Genomic DNA, 21,275 nt, shown 5'->3' with positions numbered 1-21,275 from the left:
GGGAACTGCCAGGCATTATATAAGTGAAGAAGCCCCGCACGAGAGTGCGGGGCTTTTTTACGTATGCAGATCGTGAAAAACACGCTGAATTTACCGGCTTCAGCACTTTCCCATCCAATCCACAATGAAATCTGCAACACTATTTGGGCAATTTATATCCAGAACCGGCACGTGCAGGGCCAGTTTCTGGTCGCTGGCGACAGCGATCACATGCTCATCAAGCAGTTCATCAATTCCGCCCTTGATCCCTGCACGCCATAAAATAATTTTAGGTACGGATTCCTCTTTAAAGCCCTCAACCAGCACGATCTCCAGCGCAGAGTGATCCATACGGCTGAGCAGATAAGGCAGATCAATCGACGGCTTTTCCGGTGTTTCACACATCAATGCCCATCGCTCCGAACTGGCCACCATCACCTGATGGGCACCCGCTTTTCTGAGCAGATAGCTATCTTTACCTGGCGTGTCCACATCCATCTGATGATGTGTGTGCTTAATCAGCCCGGCACGAATCCCTTTACTGCTGAGAATGGGTATCACCTGCTGTAACAGCGTCGTTTTACCGGTTCCACTCCAGCCCGCAATCGCAAGTAAGGGTAAGGACATATCAACCTCTCTCATTGAGATCATCGGGCGTATTAATATTGCGAAAGGCAGACTCATCGTCAGTCAGAAGTACTGCATGACCACCGTGATCGCGCAGGAAGTGCATAAGACGTCGTTCACCAGCCTGCAGATAGGCATAAAGAGGTGCAGCCATATCACGATGAATCAGAGCCAGTGTGGGGTGATCGCGCGACTGTGAGCGAACCCAGACGGCTGGCGCGTCTCCACGTTGCTCAACCAGTTTTTCCACGACGTTAAGCGGCACTGCAGGTGTATCACAGGAGCAAAAAGCGGCCCATTCACCGTCAATGGCGATCAACGCACTGTAGATACCGGCCAGTGGACCCGGATAATCATCAAAAACATCCTGAACAACCCGACACCCGCTTAACTGATAGCGATCAATATTGCGATTGGCATTAATCATGACAATGTCCACTTGTGGCCTGAGCCGTTCAAGCACATGCTGATAAAGTGGCCTGCCATTCAGGTGCACTAATCCTTTGTCCTGACCACCCATGCGGCGGCCCTGACCACCGGCCAGAATGACGCCGGTTAATATTGTCATGAGAGTGTCCTCGCTAATGACGCACTGTGAATACGGGAGAATCCTGAATGAAATGCCATCGTTTAAACGAGCTGATCGCGTTGCTGCAACCCGCCTGGCAAAAAGAACCTGACCTTAATCTGGTCACATTTTTGCAGAAACTGGCTCAGGAATCTGGATTCCGTGGCCCGTTAAGTGAATTAACCGACGATGTATTAATTTACCATCTTAAAATGCGTGACTCTGCCAGCGATGATGAAATTCCCGGCCTTAAAAAAGACTATGAAGTTGATTTCAAAACAGCACTGCTCCGCGCACGGGGTGTCATTAAACAGGACGAGTAGTGTTATCCTTGGCAGTTAAATGTAAGGGTGACTACAGGTAACATGATGAGCGACGCTGCTTTTAACTTCCAGACATTGAATCCCGATGTGCTGCTTGATGCGCTTTGGGAGACAGGAATTCGCGTCGAGTCGGGTCTGACAGCCCTGAACAGCTATGAGAACCGGGTTTATCAGTTCAGCGATGATGAAAAACGACGCTATGTAGCGAAGTTTTATCGTCCACAGCGCTGGCGTGCCGAACAGATTGCTGAAGAGCATCAGTATGCACTCGATCTGCTGGCTGACGAGGTGCCCATCGCAGCACCACTGCGGTTAAAGGGTGAAACACTGCACAGCCACGCTGGCTTCTTCTTTGCCGTCTTTCCCAGCCTGGGCGGACGACAATATGAGACAGACAATGAAGACCAGATGGAATGGGTAGGCCGCTTCCTGGGGCGCATTCATCAGACCGGGCGCAAAACGTTATTCGGCAATCGACCGACCATAGGCCTGGATGAATATCTGCATGAACCCCGTCAGGTTCTGGAACAATCACTCTTAGTGCCTGCATCACTTAAGGCCGCACTGCTGCAGGCGCTTGATAAGCTGGACAATACGCTGCAGCAACGGTGGCACACTACGTGGCAGCCGCTACGATTACATGGCGACTGCCATCCGGGTAATATTCTGTGGCGTGACGGACCGCTGTTTGTCGATCTGGATGATGCCCGTAATGGCCCGGCAGTACAGGATCTGTGGATGCTGATTAGCGGCGATCGACAGGAACAGCGTATTCAGTGGGATATTCTGCTGGAGGCTTACAGTGAATTCAGTGATTTTGATATTAATGAATTGTCACTGATTGAGCCTTTACGCGCTATGCGCATGGTTTATTATCTGGCCTGGGTTGTCCGACGCTGGCAGGATCCCGCTTTTCCTCGCGCTTTCCCCTGGATGACAGATGAAGATTTCTGGCGCAGGCAAATTTCACTCTTTACCGAGCAGGAGAAGCTGTTGCAGGAACCTCCTCTGCAGCTGACACCGCAATATTAATGACGTAGTCAGGAGAATTTTTCACGATGAAAAAAATTTGGTTTGCTCTGATGGGTTTAGTGCTGGCATTCAGCGCGTCCGCTGCCCAGTTCACTGAAGGTAAACAATATGTCAGTCTGCCGAAACCCGTGGCCGGCGAACCTCAGGTGATGGAGTTCTTCTCCTTCTTCTGCCCGCACTGCTATCAGTTTGAACGTATTTATCACGTCAATGACGCGGTGAAAAAGAATCTGCCTGCTGACATTAAACTGGTGAAATACCACGTCGATTTCCTTGGTGGCGATCTGGGACCGGTTGTGACCCAGGCCTGGGCTGTGGCGATGGCGCTGGGCGTTGAAGATAAGGTGACAGTACCGATCTTTGATGGCATCCAGAAAACACAGACCATCACCGATCCTGCCAGTCTGAAAGAGACGTTTGTCAAAGCGGCCGGTATCTCCGCTGCTGACTATGATGCTGCATGGAACAGCTTCGCCGTAAAAGCGCTGGTTGCACAACAGCAGAAAGCGGCTGCGGATGTTGATCTGCGCGGTGTACCAGCGATGTTCGTTCATGGCAAATATATGGTGAACAACGGCGGCCTTGATACCAGCTCTATGGACAATTTCGTTGCTGACTACGCGAACGTGGTTAAATTCCTTGTAAGCCAGAAGTAACAGGCTTTGTCATCTCATTCAACGCCAGCTCAGCTGGCGTTTTTTTATGCTATTGAACAGAGACATAAATTTTGTCCATCTCCAGGGCATAAATTTAATATCCACACAAGGGATCACGTAATTAAAATTGCCGATCGGGTCACGGAAATTAAATAAGTCTATGAAATAGATGGTTTTTATTTGAGGTTTAATCATTTAAGATCCTGAAAAACAGCGTGTTATAATTTTTACGCACAAAGTTATCCACAGAATGATCGTTGCGATCTTATCTCCAGAACCGTCAAAAACGCGACATATCCTACGCCTTAGTTCACCCTTTCTGCCAGGTTGTGGCATCCTTATAGACCAACCCATAGCAACGAAGACAACACAGACTTATGGCGCAAATAGCAGAAAATCCCCTCATTCTGGTTGATGGCTCATCCTATCTTTATCGCGCGTATCACGCGTTTCCGCCGCTGACCAATAGTGCAGGTGAACCCACTGGTGCCATGTACGGTGTGCTCAACATGCTGAAAAGCCTGCTGGCGCAATACAATCCGAGTCATGTTGCTGTGGTGTTTGATGCCAAAGGCAAAACGTTCCGGGACGAGCTGTTTGAACACTACAAGTCTCATCGTCCACCGATGCCTGATGACTTACGTGCGCAAATCGAGCCGTTGCATGAGATGGTACGGGCGATGGGGCTGCCGTTACTGGCGGTGAGCGGCGTTGAAGCTGATGATGTCATCGGTACGCTGGCGCTGGAAGCAGAGAAAAAAGGCCTCTCAGTGCTGATTAGCACCGGCGACAAAGATATGGCGCAACTGGTCACCCCAGCTATCACGCTGATAAATACCATGAGCAACACCATTCTGGGCCCGGAAGAGGTTGAGCAAAAATATGGTGTGCCGCCCGCCTTAATCATCGATTTTCTGGCCATGATGGGCGACAGCTCAGATAACATCCCAGGCGTGCCGGGTGTGGGTGAAAAAACCGCGCAGGCTCTGCTGCAGGGACTGGGCAGCATGCAGACGATCTATGACAATCTGGACAAGGTGGCCGATCTCGGCTTTCGGGGTGCCAAAACCATGGCGACCAAACTTGAGCAGAATCGTGATGTAGCGTTTCTTTCCTATCAGCTGGCGACCATCAAGACGGACGTTGAGCTGGCGCTGCCCTGTGAAGAGCTCAACGTTACTGAACCTGATGTCGAGGCACTGCAGACCCTGTTCAGTCGCTATGAGTTCAAACGCTGGCTGAGTGACCTGCAGGACGGTAAATGGCTGCAGGGCAAGAAGAACAATACTCAGGCGCAAAAAGCGTTGTCTGATGAGCCAGCTGTGGTCGTTGAAACCAGCAGCGTATTGCCGAGCGAAGGTTATGTCACAATCCTGGATCAGGAACACTTTGATAGCTGGCTGGAGAAGCTGAAAAACAGCGAAGTGTTTGCCTTTGATCTGGAGACCGACGCGCTGGATACCCTGAGCGCTAACATCGTGGGTATCAGCTTCGCAGTAGCGCCCGGTGAAGCCGCCTATCTGCCGGTTGCTCATGACTATCTTGATGCGCCTGATCAACTGGATCGTGCAGCCGTTCTGGCACAGCTCAAGCCTCTGCTTGAGGATGAAAACGCCTGGAAAGTGGGCCAGAACCTGAAATACGATCGTGGCGTACTGAAGAACTACGATATTGAACTGGCCGGTATCAAATTCGACACCATGCTTGAGTCCTATATTCTCAACAGCGTGGTGGGTAAACATGACATGGATAGCCTGGCCGCTCGCTGGCTTAACCATAAAACGGTCACCTTCCAGGAGATCGCCGGTAAAGGCAAAAATCAGCTGACGTTCAATCAAATCGCGTTAGAGCAGGCCGCTCATTATGCTGCCGAAGATGCCGATGTGACTCTGCAGTTGCATCTGAAGATGTGGCCAGAGCTGGAGAAAGAAGCGGGCCCGAAAAAAGTGTTCGAACAGATTGAGATGCCGTTACTGACCGTCATCTCCCGGATAGAACGCAATGGCGTGCTAATCGATCAATCGATCCTGGCGCAACACTCCAAAGAGCTGACTGCCCGACTGGCTGAGCTTGAGTTGAAAGCGCATGAGCTGGCGGGAGAGCCTTTTAACCTCTCATCCACTAAGCAGCTTCAGGTGATCCTGTTTGAAAAACAGGGCATTAAACCTACAAAGAAAACACCAGGCGGTGCGCCGTCAACCAGCGAAGAGGTGTTAGCTGAGCTGGCACTCGACTATCCACTTCCAAAAGTGATCCTGGAGCATCGCGGTTTATCCAAACTTAAGTCGACTTATACGGATAAATTACCGCTGATGATTAATCCGATAAGCGGGCGCGTGCATACCTCTTATCATCAGGCTGTTACCGCTACCGGACGCTTATCTTCTGCCGATCCGAATCTGCAAAACATCCCGGTGCGTAATGACGAAGGACGCCGGATCCGCCAGGCATTTGTCGCGGCCAAAGGCCATCGCATTGTGGCGGCAGACTATTCACAAATTGAACTGCGTATCATGGCGCATCTCTCTCAGGATAAAGGATTGCTGGACGCGTTTGCCCAGGGCGAAGATATTCACCGTGCCACGGCATCCGAAGTGTTTGGTGTGGCGCTGGATAAGGTCAGCGGCGAACAGCGTCGCAGTGCTAAAGCGATCAACTTTGGTCTGATTTATGGTATGAGCGCCTTTGGCCTGTCGCGTCAGCTGAATATCGGTGCGGGCGAAGCGAAAAAGTATATGGATCTCTACTTTGAACGTTATCCGGGCGTACTGCGCTATATGGAGAACACCCGTCAGCTGGCGGCGAGTAACGGCTATGTTGAAACGCTGGAAGGTCGTCGGCTGTGGCTGCCAGATATTAAATCCAGCAACGCCATTCGCCGGAAAGCCGCAGAACGCGCCGCGATCAATGCGCCAATGCAGGGAACCGCAGCGGATATTATCAAGCGGGCAATGATTGCGGTGGATGAATGGCTTGAACAGCAAAACGACAATGCCGTCAGAATGATCATGCAGGTTCACGATGAACTGGTATTCGAAGTGAAAACGGAGGCCGTTGAAGAGGCCAGCCAGAAAATCCGTGCGCTAATGGAAGGTAGCGTGCAGCTCGACGTGCCTTTACTGGTTGAAGTCGGAGTGGGTAATAACTGGGATGAAGCCCACTGATTCAGCGTCTGAGGCCGGTTCCGTAAAATGGAATTGGCCTGTCATCAGGCATAAGTAAATCGTTTAGTTAACGGGCTCAGCGCGGTCAATGCTGGTACTGAGATAAAGCGTTTTTCTAACTGCTTATCGGCTAAACACTTTTTCCGTCATTTAACTACATTGCAACGTTGTTTTTGTGACGCACGTGGTAAAAAAAGCCTTGTTTGATGTAAGTAAGCAACAAAAAAGCCTTTGTCACGCACAGAAAATCAGGTAAAGTTCGTCGCGTAGGGTACAGAGGTAAGATGTTCTATCTTTCAGACCTTTTACTTCACGTAATCGGATTTGGCTGAATTTAGCCGCCCCAGTCATTCTGTGACTGGGGCGTTTTTTATTGGGCTTTTTGCACCGCCGGTTTCAGCGGCACAGGGCTGCCACTCACTCTTCCGCGTCCTGATTCACCTCTGCCGGTTCAAACGTTGTGAACCAGCTGTCCAGTTTCTGACGAACCTTATCTACGCCGATTTTCTTTAGCGATGAGAAAAGTTCTACCTGCACATCACCCACAAATTCGAGTGCAGCTTCACGCACAACATTAAGCTGTGCTTTACGCGCACCTGAGGCGAGCTTGTCTGCCTTGGTGAGGAGCAACAGCACCGGAATGCCGCTTTCAACGGACCAGTTAATCATCTGTCGATCGAGATCTTTCAGCGGATGACGGATATCCATCAGGATCACCAGGCCTTTCAGCGCCTGACGTTTTTGCAGGTATTCACCTAACGCACGCTGCCACTTCAGCTTCATCTCTTCCGGGACTTCGGCATAACCGTAACCGGGCAGGTCGACCAGACGCTTACCTTCTTTCACTTCAAACAGGTTAATCAGCTGCGTACGTCCCGGCGTTTTACTGGTACGCGCCAGACCCTTCTGATTGGTTAACGTATTCAGCGCACTCGATTTTCCCGCGTTCGAGCGGCCAGCAAAAGCCACTTCAATTCCGGTATCGGCAGGCAGATGGCGGATATCCGGCGCGCTCATGACAAAGTGGGTAACGTGATAATTCAATTCAGACAAGGTGACACTCCAGAAAACGCATTAAGGCAATGCGGCCGATTATACGCGTTATGGCGCGAAAGTGCTCAACCGCGTCTGATTAGTCAGATTTGTAAGAGATTTGCCATTACCACTGCGAGTTATTTCGCTTTTTACTTTAATTACTAAAAATAAAAAATCTTATTATTTAATATCTTATCTAGAATGGTTCTTTTTTTGAACTAACTATTTGTGGCGCTGACTTGAGGCTTTTACCAGATGGTCTACATTATTGTGCAGTGCACGGCAGCACCCATCAGGATGATGCGCTCAGGGATACCAGGAGGGTAGAGAGCGATGGAGTGGAAATGAGTCAGGGATACGCTCAGACAGGGATAAGGAAAAGCTCAGGAGTTGAGCAGGCGCGGGATTGACCGGGATGTTAGGAGCCGAAAAGGATTTAAAACATGATTCCTTCTTATGAAGGTATGAAATAAGGCGACAGCTTGAGCTGTCGCCTTTTTTCTTTGTCTGGTTTCTGCTAGATTTCGCCGCAATTGTATACTGAATAAAAAAGCCGGGACCGAATACTATGAAGCAACCTGCACGAGCTGTTCACGGCAAACCTGCCGCCAAAGCCAAACGCAAATCGCGTGATGATATCAACAACGAAGCACGCGATCGCAAACGTGATAAAAAGCATCGTGGACATGCTTCTGGCAGCCGTGCTAATCCAGCGGCGTCCGAAAGCAATGGCGGGAGTCAGGCTAATAACGTGAAAGATCCGCGCATCGGCAGTAAAAAGCCGGTGGCCCTGATCGCTGACGGAAAAACCGCAGCCGTTAAGCCAAAGAAAAGCGTGGAAAAACCTGCAGCTGAGAAAAAAGCACGCCTGACGCCAGAAGAAGAGCTGGCGAAGCTGGAAAATGATGAGCGTCTTGATGCGCTGCTGGATCGACTGGAAAATGGCGAAACCCTGTCGGCTGAAGATCAGGGCTGGCTGGATGCCTCGCTGGACCGTATCGACGAACTGATGGAGCAGTTAGGCATTGTGATGGATGATGCTGAAGATGAGCAGGCTGAAGAAGATATGTACCGTCTGCTGAAGGGCAACTAAGCAAATTTGATCGGCATGCGGTTTCCGCATGCCGCGCTTATCAGGTAAACGACAATGTTTTGGCCTGGATCAATTTTCGCGCTGCTGGCGACATGTTATCTGCTGTGGTTATTGTTTAAACTACGACGCCTGTCGCGGCTGAAGCAACGTTTACGTCGGGTCTCAACCCGCTCACCTTTCATCTCCTCTTCTTCGCGACCTTCTCTCAGACGCCGTCACCGGAAGGAGTGAGCATGCCATCGCAGCAGATTGAGTGGGATCAGGCGTTAATTGAAAAGTACAATTACGCTGGCCCGCGTTATACCTCTTATCCCACCGCGCTGGAGTTCAGCGAGCAGTACGCGGAAACTGATTTCCAGCGTGCCGTCGCGCGTTATCCTGATCGTCCGCTGTCGCTCTATGTTCATATTCCCTTCTGCCATCGTCTCTGCTACTTCTGCGGCTGCAATAAGATCGTGACGCGTCAGCGCCACAAAGCGGACCGCTATCTGGACGTGCTTGAGCAGGAAATCATTCAGCGCGCGCCGCTGTTTCGCGAGCGTAAAGTCACGCAGCTTCACTGGGGCGGCGGCACGCCAACCTTTCTCGATAATACGCAGATTTCACGGCTGGTGGGTTTACTGAAGCAGCACTTCAGCGTGGCTGAGGACGCCGAAATGTCGATCGAGGTTGATCCGCGGGAAATTGAGCTGGATGTGATTGATCACCTGCGATCGCTGGGGTTCAATCGTCTGAGCATGGGCGTACAGGATTTTAATAAATCGGTGCAGGAACGGGTTAATCGGGTGCAGGATGAAGAGGTGATTTTCGGCCTGATGGCGCGCGCCCGTGAGCAGGGCTTCAGCTCTGTCAGCATCGATCTGATCTATGGCTTACCCCTGCAAACGCCCGCCAGCTTTGCCTGGACGCTGGAGCGGGTACTGGCACTGAGCCCGGACCGGCTTAGTGTATTTAACTATGCGCATCTGCCAGCGATGTTCGCGGCGCAGCGTAAAATTAAAGAGGATGAACTGCCTTCCGCGCAGCAAAAGCTGGATATCCTGCAACAGACCATTGCGACGCTGACTCAGCAGGGCTACCAGTTTATCGGGATGGATCACTTTGCAAAGCCGCAGGATGAGCTGGCCATCGCGCAGCGTGAAGGGCAGTTGCATCGCAATTTCCAGGGATACACGACGCAGGGCGACAGTGACTTACTGGGGCTTGGCGTCTCAGCCATCAGCATGACTGGCGACAGTTATGCGCAGAATCAGAAAGACCTCAACACCTGGTATGCATGTGTGGAACAGCAGGGAAATGGCCTGTGGCGTGGCATCGCTTTAACCGACGATGATTGCCTGCGGCGTGACGTGATTAAAACGCTGATTTGTAACTTCTCGCTGGATTTTGCCGCGACTGAAGCGCGATGGGGCATTCGCTTTAGGGACTATTTTGCTGAGGACATGGCGCTGCTGAAACCGTTAATTGCTGACGGGCTGGTGGTACAAACTGCTAAAGGGCTTGAGGTGACCGGCATTGGCCGGTTACTGATCCGCAATATCTGCATGTGCTTTGATCGCTATCTGCGTCAGAAAGTGCGTCAGCAGCAATTCTCCCGCGTTATATGACGAAACGGGCTGGCATGACATGCCAGCCCGCACCGAAACGCTTATTCCATGCCAAGCTCTTTCAGCTTGCGTGTCAGCGTGTTTCGTCCCCAGCCCAGCAAACGAGCGGCTTCCTGTTTGTGGCCTTGCGTATGACGCAGCGCAGTGGTGAGCAGCGTTCGCTCCATCTCCGGTTGTGCTTCCGACAGCAGATTCTGATGACCGGAACGCAGTGCGCGGTCGGCCCACTGTGCCAGCAGCGTTGCCCAACTGTCAGGCAGCGACTGCACCGGATTTTCCGGGGTGCTGGACTCAAACAGTTCGCTGGGCAGATCCTGAATCAGCACTTCCTGACCCGCAGCCATGACCGTCAGCCAGCGACAGGTGTTTTCCAGCTGACGTACGTTACCGGACCAGTGCAGCCGGGTTAAGGCTGTTTCGGTTTCCGGGTGCAGAATCTTCGCTTCCACACCCAGCTCACGAGCCGCCACCTGCAGGAAATAACGCGCCAGACGTGGGATATCCTCACGACGCTCACGCAGCGGCGGCAGATGCACACGAATCACATTCAGGCGGTGGAACAGGTCCTCACGGAACTTGCCTTCCTGCACACGCAATTCCAGGTTCTGGTGGGTTGCCGCAATAATACGCACATCCACTTTGACGGGTGCATAACCACCGACGCGATAGAACTGACCATCGGCCAGCACGCGCAGCAGTCGGGTCTGCACATCCAGCGGCATATCACCGATCTCATCCAGAAACAGCGTGCCGCCATCCGCCTGCTCAAAACGGCCCTGACGGATCTGGTTCGCGCCGGTAAAGGCCCCTTTCTCGTGACCAAACAGCTCTGACTCAATCAAATCTTTGGGTATTGCAGCCATGTTCAGTGCGATAAAGGGCGCTTTGGTGCGTGGGCTGTGGCGATGTAGCGCATGGGCCACCAGCTCTTTACCGGTTCCGGACTCACCGTTAATCAGCACGCTTATCGAAGAGCGCGATAAGCGCCCGATGATACGAAACACATCCTGCATCGCAGGCGCTTCACCAATAATATCGGTAGTTGGTCCGCTGACCGGCTGATTACGTGGCTGCTGCTGTTCCTGGTAGTGGCTGATCGCTCGCTCTACCAGTGCAACGGCTTCGTCGATATCAAACGGCTTAGGCAGGTAATCAAATGCGCCCTGCTGATAGGCGCTGACGGCAGCATCCAGATCCGAATGCGCCGTCATTATGATGACCGGAAGCATGGGATGACGCTGTTTAATCTGCTTCAGTAGCGCCAGGCCATCCATACCGGGCATGCGAATGTCTGACAGTAAAACGTCCGGGGTCTTGGTTGAGAGGGCATCCAGCACCTCGCTTGCGCTGTCAAAAGTCGCGCAGCTCAAACCGGCTCCAGTGAGCGCGCGTTCAAGCACCCAGCGGATGGAGCTATCGTCATCGACGATCCAGACTATCCCTCGTTGCATAGAAACCTCACTGGCGAATAGGCAGGTAAACCGAAAATTCGGTGTGTCCCGGCCAACTGTTAAATTCTATTTTTCCTGAATGTTGATCAATCAGGCTACGGGCGATGGAGAGGCCTAAACCGGTTCCGCCTTCACGTCCGCTGACCATCGGATAAAACAGCGTATCCTGCAGCTGGGCCGGAATGCCGGGGCCATCATCTTCAATATCAATACGTGCTACCAGGCGATAACGCGTGCCGTGCAGCGTGAGCTGGAAAGCGGTGCGGGTGCGGATAATGATGGTGCCGCCATCGTCTCCCAGCGCCTGAAGCGCATTGCGCACCACGTTAAGCAGTACCTGTTCAATCTGATCGGGGTCGTGCGGCAGTTCCGGCAGGCTGGGGTCATAATCCCGTACCAGCGAGACATTCTCCGGCAGCTCCATCGAGACCAGATTAACTACGCGTTCAGCCACCTGATGAATGCTCTGCGTGATGTGCATACCCGGCTGCTGCGGCCCTAACAGACGATCCACCAGATTCCGCAACCGGTCGGCCTGTTCAATAATGACTTTGGTGTATTCGTTCAGCGAGGGATCGGGCAGGGCGCGGGATAAAAGCTGTGCCGCGCCGCGCAACCCTCCCAGCGGATTTTTAATCTCATGAGCCAGACCACGAACCAGATCGCGAGCGGCCACCTGCTGAGCGTGCTGTAACTGCTCCTGACTGAGCCGACGCTGATTATCCATCGGCGCCATTTCCATCAGAATTAAGCCATCGGGTAATCGCTGGGCGGTCAGCGACATAATGTGTGCACGACCATCAACGACCAGCGTAACCTCACTGTCAGTGAATCCCTGGCCAGCCTCAAGACTCTCGCGCATCACCTCAATATTCAGCGAAAAGTAGCCGGTTAATTCCGGTAACGGCGTGCCGAACAGCTTGCGTGAGCTTTGCGCCAGTAATTGCTGCGCCGCCGGGTTGGCGTAATGGATAACCAGATCGTTATCCACCAACAAAATACTGTTGATTAAAGCATTGAGAATCTGCCCTGCATCGGGCAGAGAGCCAGTTGCCATAAAACGTACCTCTGCACCAATCAGGTGCATTTTAGTCTTAAAGCCGTAAGGAGGGCGAATGAACGGTAAATTCGCGGAGAAAAAAGCCCATCCGAAGATGGGCTAAAAGTTTCCACGGCAACAAAATCGTTTGACCAGTTAAACGCTGTAGTAAAGCTCGAACTCAACCGGGTGTGGCGTCATGCGAACGCGATCCATCTCTGCTTTACGCAGTTCGATGTAAGCATCGATCGATTCGTCAGTGAATACACCGCCGCGGGTCAGGAACTCGCGATCTTCGTTCAGTGAATTCAGCGCTTCTTCCAGAGAGCCCGCAACTTTTGGAATCTCAGCTTCTTCTTCCGGTGGCAGGTCATACAGGTTCTTGTCCATCGCATCACCAGGATGGATTTTGTTGATGATGCCATCCAGGCCAGCCATCAGCAGTGCGGTGAACGCCAGGTATGGGTTAGCCGCTGGGTCCGGGAAGCGCGCTTCGATACGACGGGCTTTCGGGCTTGCAACCACCGGAATACGGATTGACGCTGAACGGTTACGGGCAGAGTAAGCCAGCATAACCGGTGCTTCATAACCCGGAACCAGACGCTTGTAAGAGTTCGTGGTCGGGTTCGCCAGTGCGTTAATTGCTTTAGCGTGCTTGATGATGCCGCCGATGTAGAACAGCGCCATTTCAGACAGGCCGCCGTACTTATCGCCGGCAAACAGGTTCTGGCCACCTTTAGAGAGTGACATATGGCAGTGCATGCCTGAACCGTTGTCGCCAAACATTGGCTTCGGCATAAAGGTCGCGGTTTTGCCGTAAGCATGAGCAACGTTATGGACGACATATTTGTAGATCTGAATTTCGTCAGCTTTTTTGGTCATGGTATTGAAGCGGGTAGCCACTTCGTTCTGACCCGCAGTCGCCACTTCGTGGTGATGCGCTTCAACAACCAGGCCCATCTGCTCCATGGTCAGACACATGGCAGAACGGATGTCCTGTGATGAGTCGACTGGTGGAACCGGGAAGTAGCCGCCTTTCAGACCTGGACGGTGACCTTTGTTACCGCCTTCGTACTCTTTACCGGTGTTCCATGCCGCTTCGATATCGTCGATAGCCACATGTGAACCGGAAGTCGATGAACCGAAACGGATGTCATCGAACAGGAAGAATTCTGGTTCTGGTCCAAACAGCACGGTATCCGCGATGCCGGAAGAGCGCAGGTAATCTTCAGCGCGTTTTGCGATAGAACGTGGATCGCGGTCGTAGCCCTGCATAGTGCCTGGCTCAAGGATGTCACAACGGATAATGAGCGTAGAATCTTCGAAGAAAGGATCCATGACTGCCGTGGTAGCGTCAGGCATCAGCACCATGTCTGATTCGTTAATGCCTTTCCAGCCGCCAATAGACGAACCATCGAACATTTTGCCTTCTTCGAAGAAGTCAGCGTTAACCTGGTGAGCAGGGATAGTAACGTGCTGTTCTTTACCTTTGGTATCGGTAAAACGCAGGTCAACAAACTTAACTTCATGCTCGTTCATCATCGAGAGAACGTGTTCAGCGGACATACTCAACTCTCCTGGAAATGGTCTTTCATTATCTACATGGCGAGGAAACGTCGTTTCCGGAATTCGCAGCGGGAAAACAACTCCCTGACTACCCGCTTCCGGCACGCTCTTCAACCGACATCTGACTGGCGATTACGCTTGATTTAGATAAAGCGAATTCTGTGCCAACTTTTCTGATGCTGCTTAAATCGCCTTGTGATGCACCTTTTTGTCATAAAGCACCTGCACCAGGATGGTCCTGGCGCACTAAAGTGGTGCTTTATGATGATTTATTAGCACCATTTTGGTGCATAAGACCAACTTAGTGCATTTTCTGCACCGGGAACAGGGCAAATTTGCACCTATCTAATAAACTTTCAGTGAAAAGTGTGATGGTGTTCAGTCTTCCGCTTAATCAGTGTACAATAACGCGCTATTTCTAATGCCTGAGGCAAAGCTGTGATCGAAAATTTGCGTAACATCGCCATCATCGCGCACGTTGACCATGGAAAGACCACCCTGGTTGACAAACTGCTGCAACAATCCGGTACTTTTGATGCCCGTACCGAAGCAACAGAGCGCGTGATGGACTCCAATGATTTGGAGAAAGAGCGTGGGATTACCATCCTCGCAAAAAACACCGCCATTAAGTGGAATGACTACCGTATCAACATCGTTGATACCCCAGGACACGCCGACTTCGGTGGTGAAGTTGAGCGCGTCATGTCCATGGTGGACTCGGTGCTGCTGGTTGTAGATGCGATGGATGGCCCTATGCCGCAAACCCGCTTCGTGACCAAAAAAGCGTTCGCGCATGGTCTGAAGCCGATTGTGGTTATCAACAAAGTAGATCGCCCTGGTGCGCGTCCGGATTGGGTTGTGGATCAGGTATTTGACCTGTTCGTTAACCTGGATGCGACTGACGAGCAGCTCGACTTCCCTATCATTTTCGCCTCTGCGCTGAATGGTATCGCGGGTCTTGAGCACACCGACATGTCTGACGATATGACCCCGCTGTATCAGGCAATCGTTGACCACGTTGCGCCTCCGCAGGTTGAGGCTGATGCGCCACTGCAGATGCAGATCTCTCAGCTGGACTACAACAACTACCTGGGCGTGATCGGCATTGGCCGCATCAAGCGCGGTAAAGTTAAGCCGAACCAGCAAGTCACTATCGTTGATAGCGAAGGCAAAACCCGTAACGGTAAAGTCGGTAAAGTCCTGACTCACCTGGGTCTTGAGCGTATCGACAGCGATCTGGCTGAAGCGGGCGATATCATTGCTATCACCGGTCTGGGCGAGCTGAACATCTCTGACACCATCTGTGATCCACAGAATGTGCAGGCGCTGCCAGCACTGAGCGTTGATGAGCCAACCGTAACCATGTTCTTTAACGTCAACACCTCACCGTTCTGCGGTAAAGAAGGTAAGTACGTGACTTCACGTCAGATCCTTGAGCGTCTGAACAAAGAACTGGTTCACAACGTGGCTCTGCGCGTTGAAGAAACCGAAGATTCTGATGCGTTCCGCGTGTCAGGTCGTGGTGAGCTTCACCTGTCAGTTCTGATCGAAAACATGCGTCGTGAAGGTTTCGAACTGGCGGTATCCCGTCCGAAAGTTATCTTCCGCGAGATCGATGGCCGTAAACAAGAGCCATTCGAGAACGTTACGCTGGATATCGAAGAGACGCATCAGGGTTCCGTTATGCAAGCCATGGGTGAGCGTAAAGGCGATCTGAAAAACATGGATCCGGATGGCAAAGGCCGCGTACGTCTCGACTACGTGATTCCTAGCCGTGGCCTGATTGGCTTCCGTAACGAATTCATGACGATGACTTCCGGTACCGGTCTGCTCTACTCTACCTTCAGCCACTACGACGATATCCGTCCAGGCGAAGTGGGCCAGCGTCAGAACGGCGTTCTGATCTCTAACGGTCAGGGCAAAGCTGTAGCGTTCGCTCTGTTCGGTCTGCAGGATCGCGGTAAGCTGTTCCTGGGTCATGGTGCAGAAGTCTATGAAGGCCAGATCATCGGTATTCACAGCCGTTCTAACGACCTGACCGTAAACTGTCTGACTGGTAAGAAGCTGACCAACATGCGTGCTTCAGGTACTGATGAAGCAACGACACTGGTACCACCGCAGAAAATGACGCTGGAACAGGCGATCGAGTTCATCGATGATGACGAACTGGTCGAAGTGACTCCACTGTCAGTGCGTATCCGTAAGCGTCACCTGACTGAAAACGACCGTAAACGTGCTTCACGTGGTCCTAAAGACGCATAATTGCGCCTTTAAAGAATAAAAAGCCCCGCATGCGGGGCTTTTTTTTGCCTGAAATTCGGATTTACTCAGCCGGACCAGCGAATATTTGTGCGAATGATGTCGCGCTTTACTCACCTTCTGGCGTTTACGCTTTTCTCTCAGCCCGTGCCTGTTCAGCCTGCACTTTTGCCGCTAGAGTGAATACTCCAGGGAACAGAAGGAGACACACCATGCTGTATATCTTTGATTTGGGCAATGTGATTATTGATATCGACTTCAACCGCGTGCTGGGTGTCTGGAGTGACTTTAGTCGTGTACCGCTGGCTTCGCTACAAGGCCATTTCCAGATGGACGAAGCGTTTGAGCAACACGAACGTGGCGAGATCAGTGATGAAGATTTCGCACTGGCGCTGTGCGAAAAGCTGGAGATCGCACTGAGCTATGAGCAGTTTGCGGCTGGCTGGCAGGCGGTCTTCGTTGACGTGCGTCCGGAAACCCTGGCGCTAATGAACCGGCTGCGGCTGGAAGGTCATCGGGTGGTAATCCTCTCTAACACGAACAAGCTACATTGCGAATTCTGGCCAACGCAGTATCCGGACGTGCAGCAGGCAGCGGATAAAATCTACCTGTCACAGGAGATAGGTATGCGCAAACCGGAAGCGCGGATTTATCAGCATGTGCTGGATGCAGAAGGTGTGACTGCCGATCAGGCGGTGTTCTTTGATGATAATCCAGAGAACATTGAGGCGGCCCGTGCCCTGGGTATTGAAAGTGTACTGGTTACTGACAGTAAAACGGTACCCAACTGGTTTGCGGGTCTACAGTAACTCATGATGTCACGTAAATTTCGCCCCAGGCTGCATGCGTTCTGGTTGTGGCTCAGGCTGTTATGGAAACGCATTGATGAGGATGGCATGACGACCCAGGCCGGTAATCTGGCTTATGTCTCATTACTGGCGTTAGTGCCGCTTATTGCAGTGGTCTTTGCCCTGTTTGCGGCGTTTCCGGTTTTCTCTGACATCAGCGTGCAGTTAAAACAGTTTGTCTTCAACAATCTGATGCCTGCTGCAGGTAACACGTTGCAACGCTATCTTGAACAGTTTGTTGCTAACGTAAACCGGATGACGGCGGTCGGGGCAGTCGGTCTTATCGTGACCGCCTTACTGCTGATGCATTCGGTCGATACGGCGTTAAACACCATCTGGCGCAGCAACAAAAAGCGACCGATGGTTTACTCCTTTGCCGTCTACTGGATGATCCTGACGCTCGGTCCGCTGCTGGCCGGTGCCAGCCTGGCAATCAGCTCTTATCTGCTTTCCCTGCGCTGGATTAATGCCACTGGCGTAACCAGTCTGGTCGATCAGATGCTGCGCATTTTCCCGCTTCTGCTGTCGTGGTTCGCCTTCTGGTTACTCTACAGCATTGTTCCCACTCAACGGGTGCCACCGCGTGATGCGCTGATTGGCGCGCTCGTTGCCGGGGCGTTGTTTGAGCTGGGTAAAAAGGGCTTTGCGCTCTATGTTACTATGTTCCCTTCATATCAGTTGATCTACGGCGTACTGGCCGTGATCCCCATTCTGTTTCTCTGGGTCTACTGGACCTGGTGTATTGTGTTGCTGGGCGCTGAAATAACCGTCGCGTTAGCTGACTATCGGCAGTTGAAGCAGCAACACCAACAAGAAGAGCAACGCGAGGAAACATGATTGCATTGATTCAGCGCGTGCAGCGCGCCAGCGTCAGCGTCGATCAGGAAGTGACCGGTGAAATCGGCGCGGGTTTACTGGTTCTGCTGGGCGTAGAAAAAGGCGATGATAACGCGCGAGCGGAACGTCTCGCAGAACGTGTACTGGGCTATCGCATCTTTAGCGATGAGCAGGGCAAGATGAACCTGAGTGTCCGCCAGGCGGGCGGAAGTGTGCTGGTGGTGTCGCAGTTTACGCTGGCCGCGGATACGCAAAAAGGGATGCGCCCCTCGTTTTCGGGTGGCGCTGAACCTGCTGAAGCCGAACGTCTGTATGAATACTTCAGCGACTGCTGTCGCCAGCAGGGGATTACTACGGCGAATGGCCGTTTTGCTGCAGATATGCAGGTCTCGCTGGTGAATGATGGTCCTGTGACGTTCTGGTTGCAGGTGTGAGATCGTCAGCTGAGCGGCAGGGAACAGGCCATACATCCGAGCGGGAGAAACATTACATGTATCACCTTCGCGTGCCACAGACGGCGGAAGAGCTGGATATCTATTATCAGTTCCGCTGGGAGATGTTACGTAAACCTCTGCGTCAACCGCAGGGGTCAGAACGTGACGCCTGGGATGCCCTGGCACATCATCAGATGGTGGTTGATGAACAGGGAAATCCGGTCGCTATCGGCCGTCTCTACATTAATGCCGACAATGAGGCCGCTATCCGCTTCATGGCCGTTCATCCTTCGGTGCAGGGTAAAGGGCTGGGAACGCTAATGGCGATGACGCTGGAGTCGGTAGCGCGTCAGGAAGGAGCTAAACGGGTAACCTGTAGTGCCCGCGAAGATGCTGTCGCATTCTTCGCTAAGCTCGGCTACGTCAACCAGGGCGAGATTACCGCGCCCCAGACGACGCCGGTTCGCCACTTTCTGATGATCAAGCCTGTCGTTACGCTCGATGATATCCTGCATCGTGCCGACTGGTGCGGACAGCTGCAGCAGGCCTGGTATGATCATATTCCGCTCAGCGAGAAGATGGGTGTCCGTATTCTGCAGTTTACCGGGCAGAAATTTATCACCACCATGCCGGAAGCGGGCAATCAGAATCCACATCAGACGTTGTTTGCTGGCAGTCTGTTCTCGCTGGCCACGCTGACCGGCTGGGGATTGATCTGGTTACTGCTGCGCGAGCGCCATCTGGGCGGCACCATTATTCTGGCGGATGCGCACATTCGCTACAGCCACCCGATTAGTGGCCGGCCTGGCGCGATTGCTGACCTCGGCTCATTAAGCGGCGATCTCGACCGTCTGGCGCGCGGACGTAAAGCACGTGTGCAGCTTGAAGTTGAGCTTTTTGGCGACGATGAGTGTGGCGCGGTGTTTGAGGGGGTCTATATTGTTCTGCCTGCCGATCCTGACGGGCCGCTGGAAGAGGGCGGTTCCGGCGCACGTATCAACTAATCATAAGGGCCGCCTCCGCGGCCCTTATTGATCCTGTTAACGCACCTGACCGGCCTGCATTGTCTGCTGTAACTGTTGACTGTCCGTCGTCACCGACAGAGTGCCATTCACGGTCGGGCGCAGTGGCTGGCCTGCGGGTAATGCACCGCTTAGTTGCAGCTGCATATTACTGTCACCGGTTAACGGCAATACGGGCCATCCCCAGTTCTGCAACACATTCACCGGCACTGCCCGACCCGTCAGTTGCAGTGTCAGAGGACGCGCTGGCTGCTGACCTACGGTGGCGGTTCCTTCGAGCAGGCCCTTGTTACTGAACGCACTCAGTTCAGTAACCTGAATCTGCTGCGGGTCAGCACTTAGCGCAATCGACGGATGACGCAGATCGGTGCGGTTAAAGGTCGATTCTGCCGCGTTCAGGCTGAGCTTACCCGACCAGATCCCCCACTGATGCTGCTGAGCCAGCAGCAGGTTTTCGCCAGCGCCATCCAGTGAAGTCAGCTGGAAGGGAAACGCCGGATTAATATCGATAATCAGGTTACGGTTAGAGGTGAAACGCGTTACCTCTACACTCTCCAGCCACGCGGGCAGTGTCGCCTGCCAGCGGTCACGCCAGTCCTGCGGCAGCGTGTATTCCAGTCCGGCAACGGCCAGATTTTTCAGCGTCAGGCGCTTATTGCTGCGCGACCAGTCACCGTCAGCCCGAATCACCCCGTTCGCCCAGCGTGAACTGAATTGTGTCAGCGCCACACCCTGCGGTGAGAAATCCAGGTTAAGGATAGGGTCATTAAGCTCGAATCCACCGTCGATAAAATTGCTGGCATTCAGCGCCAGTGAACCGTCGTTACTCTGCCAGTCATCTCCCTGCCAGTTAACGTTTCTCAGCGTCAGATCCAGATCTGTCACCGCCCAGTCAGGCCCCTGCAGACGGGCATCGGTCATGTCGAGGCGGGTAATGGCAATTGACGGAACAACCTGCAGGGTATGCAGGAAATCTTTCAGGCTGCTGGTAGTCTGCAGACGGATGTCGTTCAGTCGCAGCTGATTAATTTTCCAGTTGCCCTGGGCATCGCGCTCACCGTTACCGGTCATGGAGCCACGCGCCAGGTCGGCACCAATATTGTCAAAGCGCATCCGACCCTGGGAAACACTGCCCTGAATCAGGACGTTTTCACCCGGCACATTATTCAGCGTCATGCTGCCTGCGCTCATCTGGAAGCGGGCATCGCGACCCAGCATATCCAGCCCCGTGGGCTTCCACGGCAGGATGCCGCCATTAACCTGCTGAGCAAACAGCGGTAATGCGCTCTTGGGACTGTCGATACGCATATTATTGAGTTGCAGGCGATCGGCCTGAATCGGCAGCGTGCTGCCCTGCGCCAGATTAGCCAGATTCACTTCCCCATCGCGCAGCTCAAGGCTGCTGAAATGCAGCGGATCGCTGAACTGAATCAGCGCCAGGCCGAGATCAACCCGTTTCGCGACCAGCACCGCAGGCTGACCATCGTGACCAAAGCTGAAGTCATCCAGAATGATATGAGAGGGAGAAGAGAAATTGTGTTCAATTTTACTCAGGGAGAGATGCCATTCGGTTTTGTCGCTCACCCAACGGCTAAACCAGCCTGCACCCCACTGTGTCTGCAGCAGTACATAGATCACGACCAGGGTAAAAAGCAGCAGTAAAAGTAAGGTGAGGAAAAACTTTCCAATAAATTTCATAGCATCCTTCCCGAGTTAAATCCGGTGAGAGGTTGTT

Annotated in this window: 19 protein-coding genes; 12 read left to right on the top strand and 7 right to left on the bottom strand. The window is 52.7% G+C overall.

Annotated features, from left to right (window positions below):
* Positions 1-99: 99 nt before the first annotated feature.
* A complete protein-coding gene (gene mobB, locus H7K52_RS18150; RefSeq protein WP_008926976.1) occupies positions 100-606 on the bottom strand; it encodes a molybdopterin-guanine dinucleotide biosynthesis protein MobB in 507 nt (168 codons plus the stop codon).
* A gap of 1 nt (position 607) precedes the next feature.
* Complete coding sequence (mobA, locus tag H7K52_RS18145) at positions 608-1,174, bottom strand: molybdenum cofactor guanylyltransferase MobA (RefSeq protein ID WP_003850725.1); 567 nt, start codon at positions 1,172-1,174, stop codon at positions 608-610.
* A gap of 47 nt (positions 1,175-1,221) precedes the next feature.
* On the opposite strand from mobA, the gene H7K52_RS18140 reads away from it, so the two are divergent.
* The 5 genes from H7K52_RS18140 to spfP all read left to right on the top strand — a co-directional run bounded on the left by H7K52_RS18140 (position 1,222) and on the right by spfP (position 6,681).
* A complete protein-coding gene (locus tag H7K52_RS18140; RefSeq protein ID WP_003850728.1) occupies positions 1,222-1,497 on the top strand; it encodes a YihD family protein in 276 nt (91 codons plus the stop codon).
* A gap of 45 nt (positions 1,498-1,542) precedes the next feature.
* Positions 1,543-2,529 carry a serine/threonine protein kinase gene (locus tag H7K52_RS18135; protein WP_140034302.1) on the top strand — a complete coding sequence of 329 codons (987 nt, stop codon included), beginning with the start codon at positions 1,543-1,545 and terminating at the stop codon, positions 2,527-2,529.
* 26 nt (positions 2,530-2,555) lie between these two features.
* Positions 2,556-3,185 (top strand): thiol:disulfide interchange protein DsbA, encoded by a 630-nt coding sequence (dsbA, locus tag H7K52_RS18130; protein WP_182630295.1) that lies wholly within the window; start codon positions 2,556-2,558, stop codon positions 3,183-3,185.
* Positions 3,186-3,562: 377 nt separating this feature from the next.
* Complete coding sequence (gene polA / locus H7K52_RS18125; protein ID WP_182630294.1) at positions 3,563-6,349, top strand: DNA polymerase I; 2,787 nt, start codon at positions 3,563-3,565, stop codon at positions 6,347-6,349.
* Positions 6,350-6,633: 284 nt separating this feature from the next.
* On the top strand, positions 6,634-6,681 hold the full coding sequence (spfP, locus tag H7K52_RS19090) for a small protein SpfP (protein WP_071892919.1): 48 nt from the start codon (positions 6,634-6,636) through the stop codon (positions 6,679-6,681).
* Positions 6,682-6,766: 85 nt separating this feature from the next.
* On the opposite strand, the gene yihA is transcribed toward spfP, so the two are convergent.
* Entirely contained in the window at positions 6,767-7,402 is a 636-nt protein-coding gene (yihA, locus tag H7K52_RS18120; RefSeq protein ID WP_003850735.1) for a ribosome biogenesis GTP-binding protein YihA/YsxC, read from the bottom strand.
* Between the two features lie 550 nt (positions 7,403-7,952).
* Here yihA and yihI point away from each other — a divergent pair.
* Positions 7,953-8,477, top strand: coding sequence for a Der GTPase-activating protein YihI (gene yihI / locus H7K52_RS18115; protein ID WP_039660549.1), 525 nt, complete (start codon positions 7,953-7,955; stop codon positions 8,475-8,477).
* A gap of 233 nt (positions 8,478-8,710) precedes the next feature.
* Complete coding sequence (gene hemN / locus H7K52_RS18110; RefSeq protein WP_182630293.1) at positions 8,711-10,084, top strand: oxygen-independent coproporphyrinogen III oxidase; 1,374 nt, start codon at positions 8,711-8,713, stop codon at positions 10,082-10,084.
* 41 nt (positions 10,085-10,125) lie between these two features.
* Here the strand turns inward: hemN and glnG are convergent, their stop codons facing one another.
* The 3 genes from glnG to glnA all read right to left on the bottom strand — a co-directional run bounded on the left by glnG (position 10,126) and on the right by glnA (position 14,140).
* On the bottom strand, positions 10,126-11,535 hold the full coding sequence (gene glnG / locus H7K52_RS18105) for a nitrogen regulation protein NR(I) (protein ID WP_008926972.1): 1,410 nt from the start codon (positions 11,533-11,535) through the stop codon (positions 10,126-10,128).
* Between the two features lie 7 nt (positions 11,536-11,542).
* Positions 11,543-12,592, bottom strand: coding sequence for a nitrogen regulation protein NR(II) (gene glnL / locus H7K52_RS18100; RefSeq protein WP_008926971.1), 1,050 nt, complete (start codon positions 12,590-12,592; stop codon positions 11,543-11,545).
* 138 nt (positions 12,593-12,730) lie between these two features.
* Positions 12,731-14,140: a glutamate--ammonia ligase gene (gene glnA, locus H7K52_RS18095; protein WP_003850740.1), complete on the bottom strand. Its 1,410-nt coding sequence runs from the start codon at positions 14,138-14,140 to the stop codon at positions 12,731-12,733.
* Positions 14,141-14,578: 438 nt separating this feature from the next.
* Between glnA and typA the strand changes: the two genes are divergently transcribed.
* From typA to fabY, 5 genes are all read left to right on the top strand, one after another.
* Complete coding sequence (typA, locus tag H7K52_RS18090; protein WP_182630292.1) at positions 14,579-16,402, top strand: ribosome-dependent GTPase TypA; 1,824 nt, start codon at positions 14,579-14,581, stop codon at positions 16,400-16,402.
* 209 nt (positions 16,403-16,611) lie between these two features.
* Positions 16,612-17,208 (top strand): glucose-1-phosphatase, encoded by a 597-nt coding sequence (gene yihX, locus H7K52_RS18085; RefSeq protein WP_003851357.1) that lies wholly within the window; start codon positions 16,612-16,614, stop codon positions 17,206-17,208.
* Between the two features lie 3 nt (positions 17,209-17,211).
* Positions 17,212-18,084 carry a virulence factor BrkB family protein gene (locus H7K52_RS18080; protein WP_003851355.1) on the top strand — a complete coding sequence of 291 codons (873 nt, stop codon included), beginning with the start codon at positions 17,212-17,214 and terminating at the stop codon, positions 18,082-18,084.
* On the top strand, positions 18,081-18,518 hold the full coding sequence (dtd, locus tag H7K52_RS18075; RefSeq protein ID WP_003851353.1) for a D-aminoacyl-tRNA deacylase: 438 nt from the start codon (positions 18,081-18,083) through the stop codon (positions 18,516-18,518). The genes H7K52_RS18080 and dtd overlap by 4 nt, the downstream gene beginning before the upstream one ends.
* A 56-nt stretch (positions 18,519-18,574) precedes the next feature.
* On the top strand, positions 18,575-19,522 hold the full coding sequence (gene fabY, locus H7K52_RS18070) for a fatty acid biosynthesis protein FabY (RefSeq protein WP_003851352.1): 948 nt from the start codon (positions 18,575-18,577) through the stop codon (positions 19,520-19,522).
* A gap of 36 nt (positions 19,523-19,558) precedes the next feature.
* Here fabY and H7K52_RS18065 read toward each other — a convergent pair whose 3' ends face one another.
* Positions 19,559-21,238: an AsmA family protein gene (locus H7K52_RS18065; protein ID WP_003851351.1), complete on the bottom strand. Its 1,680-nt coding sequence runs from the start codon at positions 21,236-21,238 to the stop codon at positions 19,559-19,561.
* Positions 21,239-21,275: the final 37 nt, after the last annotated feature.

Origin of the sequence: Pantoea hericii (assembly GCF_014155795.1) — a bacterium.
GTDB classification, from domain to species: Bacteria; Pseudomonadota; Gammaproteobacteria; order Enterobacterales; family Enterobacteriaceae; genus Pantoea; species Pantoea eucalypti.
Note: the sequence above shows the minus strand (reverse complement) of the source record. Positions and strands in the feature narration are given on the sequence as shown.

Bases quoted from the DNA above. Each gene is read 5' to 3' on its own strand.
- hemN (WP_182630293.1), top strand. From the start codon at position 8,711: ATGCCATCGCAGCAGATTGAGTGGGATCAGGCGTTAATTGAAAAGTAC.
- H7K52_RS18140 (WP_003850728.1), top strand. From the start codon at position 1,222: ATGAAATGCCATCGTTTAAACGAGCTGATCGCGTTGCTGCAACCCGCC.
- yihX (WP_003851357.1), top strand. From the start codon at position 16,612: ATGCTGTATATCTTTGATTTGGGCAATGTGATTATTGATATCGACTTC.
- mobB (WP_008926976.1), bottom strand. From the start codon at position 606: ATGTCCTTACCCTTACTTGCGATTGCGGGCTGGAGTGGAACCGGTAAA.
- dsbA (WP_182630295.1), top strand. From the start codon at position 2,556: ATGAAAAAAATTTGGTTTGCTCTGATGGGTTTAGTGCTGGCATTCAGC.
- glnG (WP_008926972.1), bottom strand. From the start codon at position 11,535: ATGCAACGAGGGATAGTCTGGATCGTCGATGACGATAGCTCCATCCGC.
- H7K52_RS18135 (WP_140034302.1), top strand. From the start codon at position 1,543: ATGAGCGACGCTGCTTTTAACTTCCAGACATTGAATCCCGATGTGCTG.
- polA (WP_182630294.1), top strand. From the start codon at position 3,563: ATGGCGCAAATAGCAGAAAATCCCCTCATTCTGGTTGATGGCTCATCC.
- glnL (WP_008926971.1), bottom strand. From the start codon at position 12,592: ATGGCAACTGGCTCTCTGCCCGATGCAGGGCAGATTCTCAATGCTTTA.
- yihI (WP_039660549.1), top strand. From the start codon at position 7,953: ATGAAGCAACCTGCACGAGCTGTTCACGGCAAACCTGCCGCCAAAGCC.
- H7K52_RS18065 (WP_003851351.1), bottom strand. From the start codon at position 21,238: ATGAAATTTATTGGAAAGTTTTTCCTCACCTTACTTTTACTGCTGCTT.
- fabY (WP_003851352.1), top strand. From the start codon at position 18,575: ATGTATCACCTTCGCGTGCCACAGACGGCGGAAGAGCTGGATATCTAT.
- glnA (WP_003850740.1), bottom strand. From the start codon at position 14,140: ATGTCCGCTGAACACGTTCTCTCGATGATGAACGAGCATGAAGTTAAG.
- mobA (WP_003850725.1), bottom strand. From the start codon at position 1,174: ATGACAATATTAACCGGCGTCATTCTGGCCGGTGGTCAGGGCCGCCGC.
- H7K52_RS18080 (WP_003851355.1), top strand. From the start codon at position 17,212: ATGATGTCACGTAAATTTCGCCCCAGGCTGCATGCGTTCTGGTTGTGG.
- dtd (WP_003851353.1), top strand. From the start codon at position 18,081: ATGATTGCATTGATTCAGCGCGTGCAGCGCGCCAGCGTCAGCGTCGAT.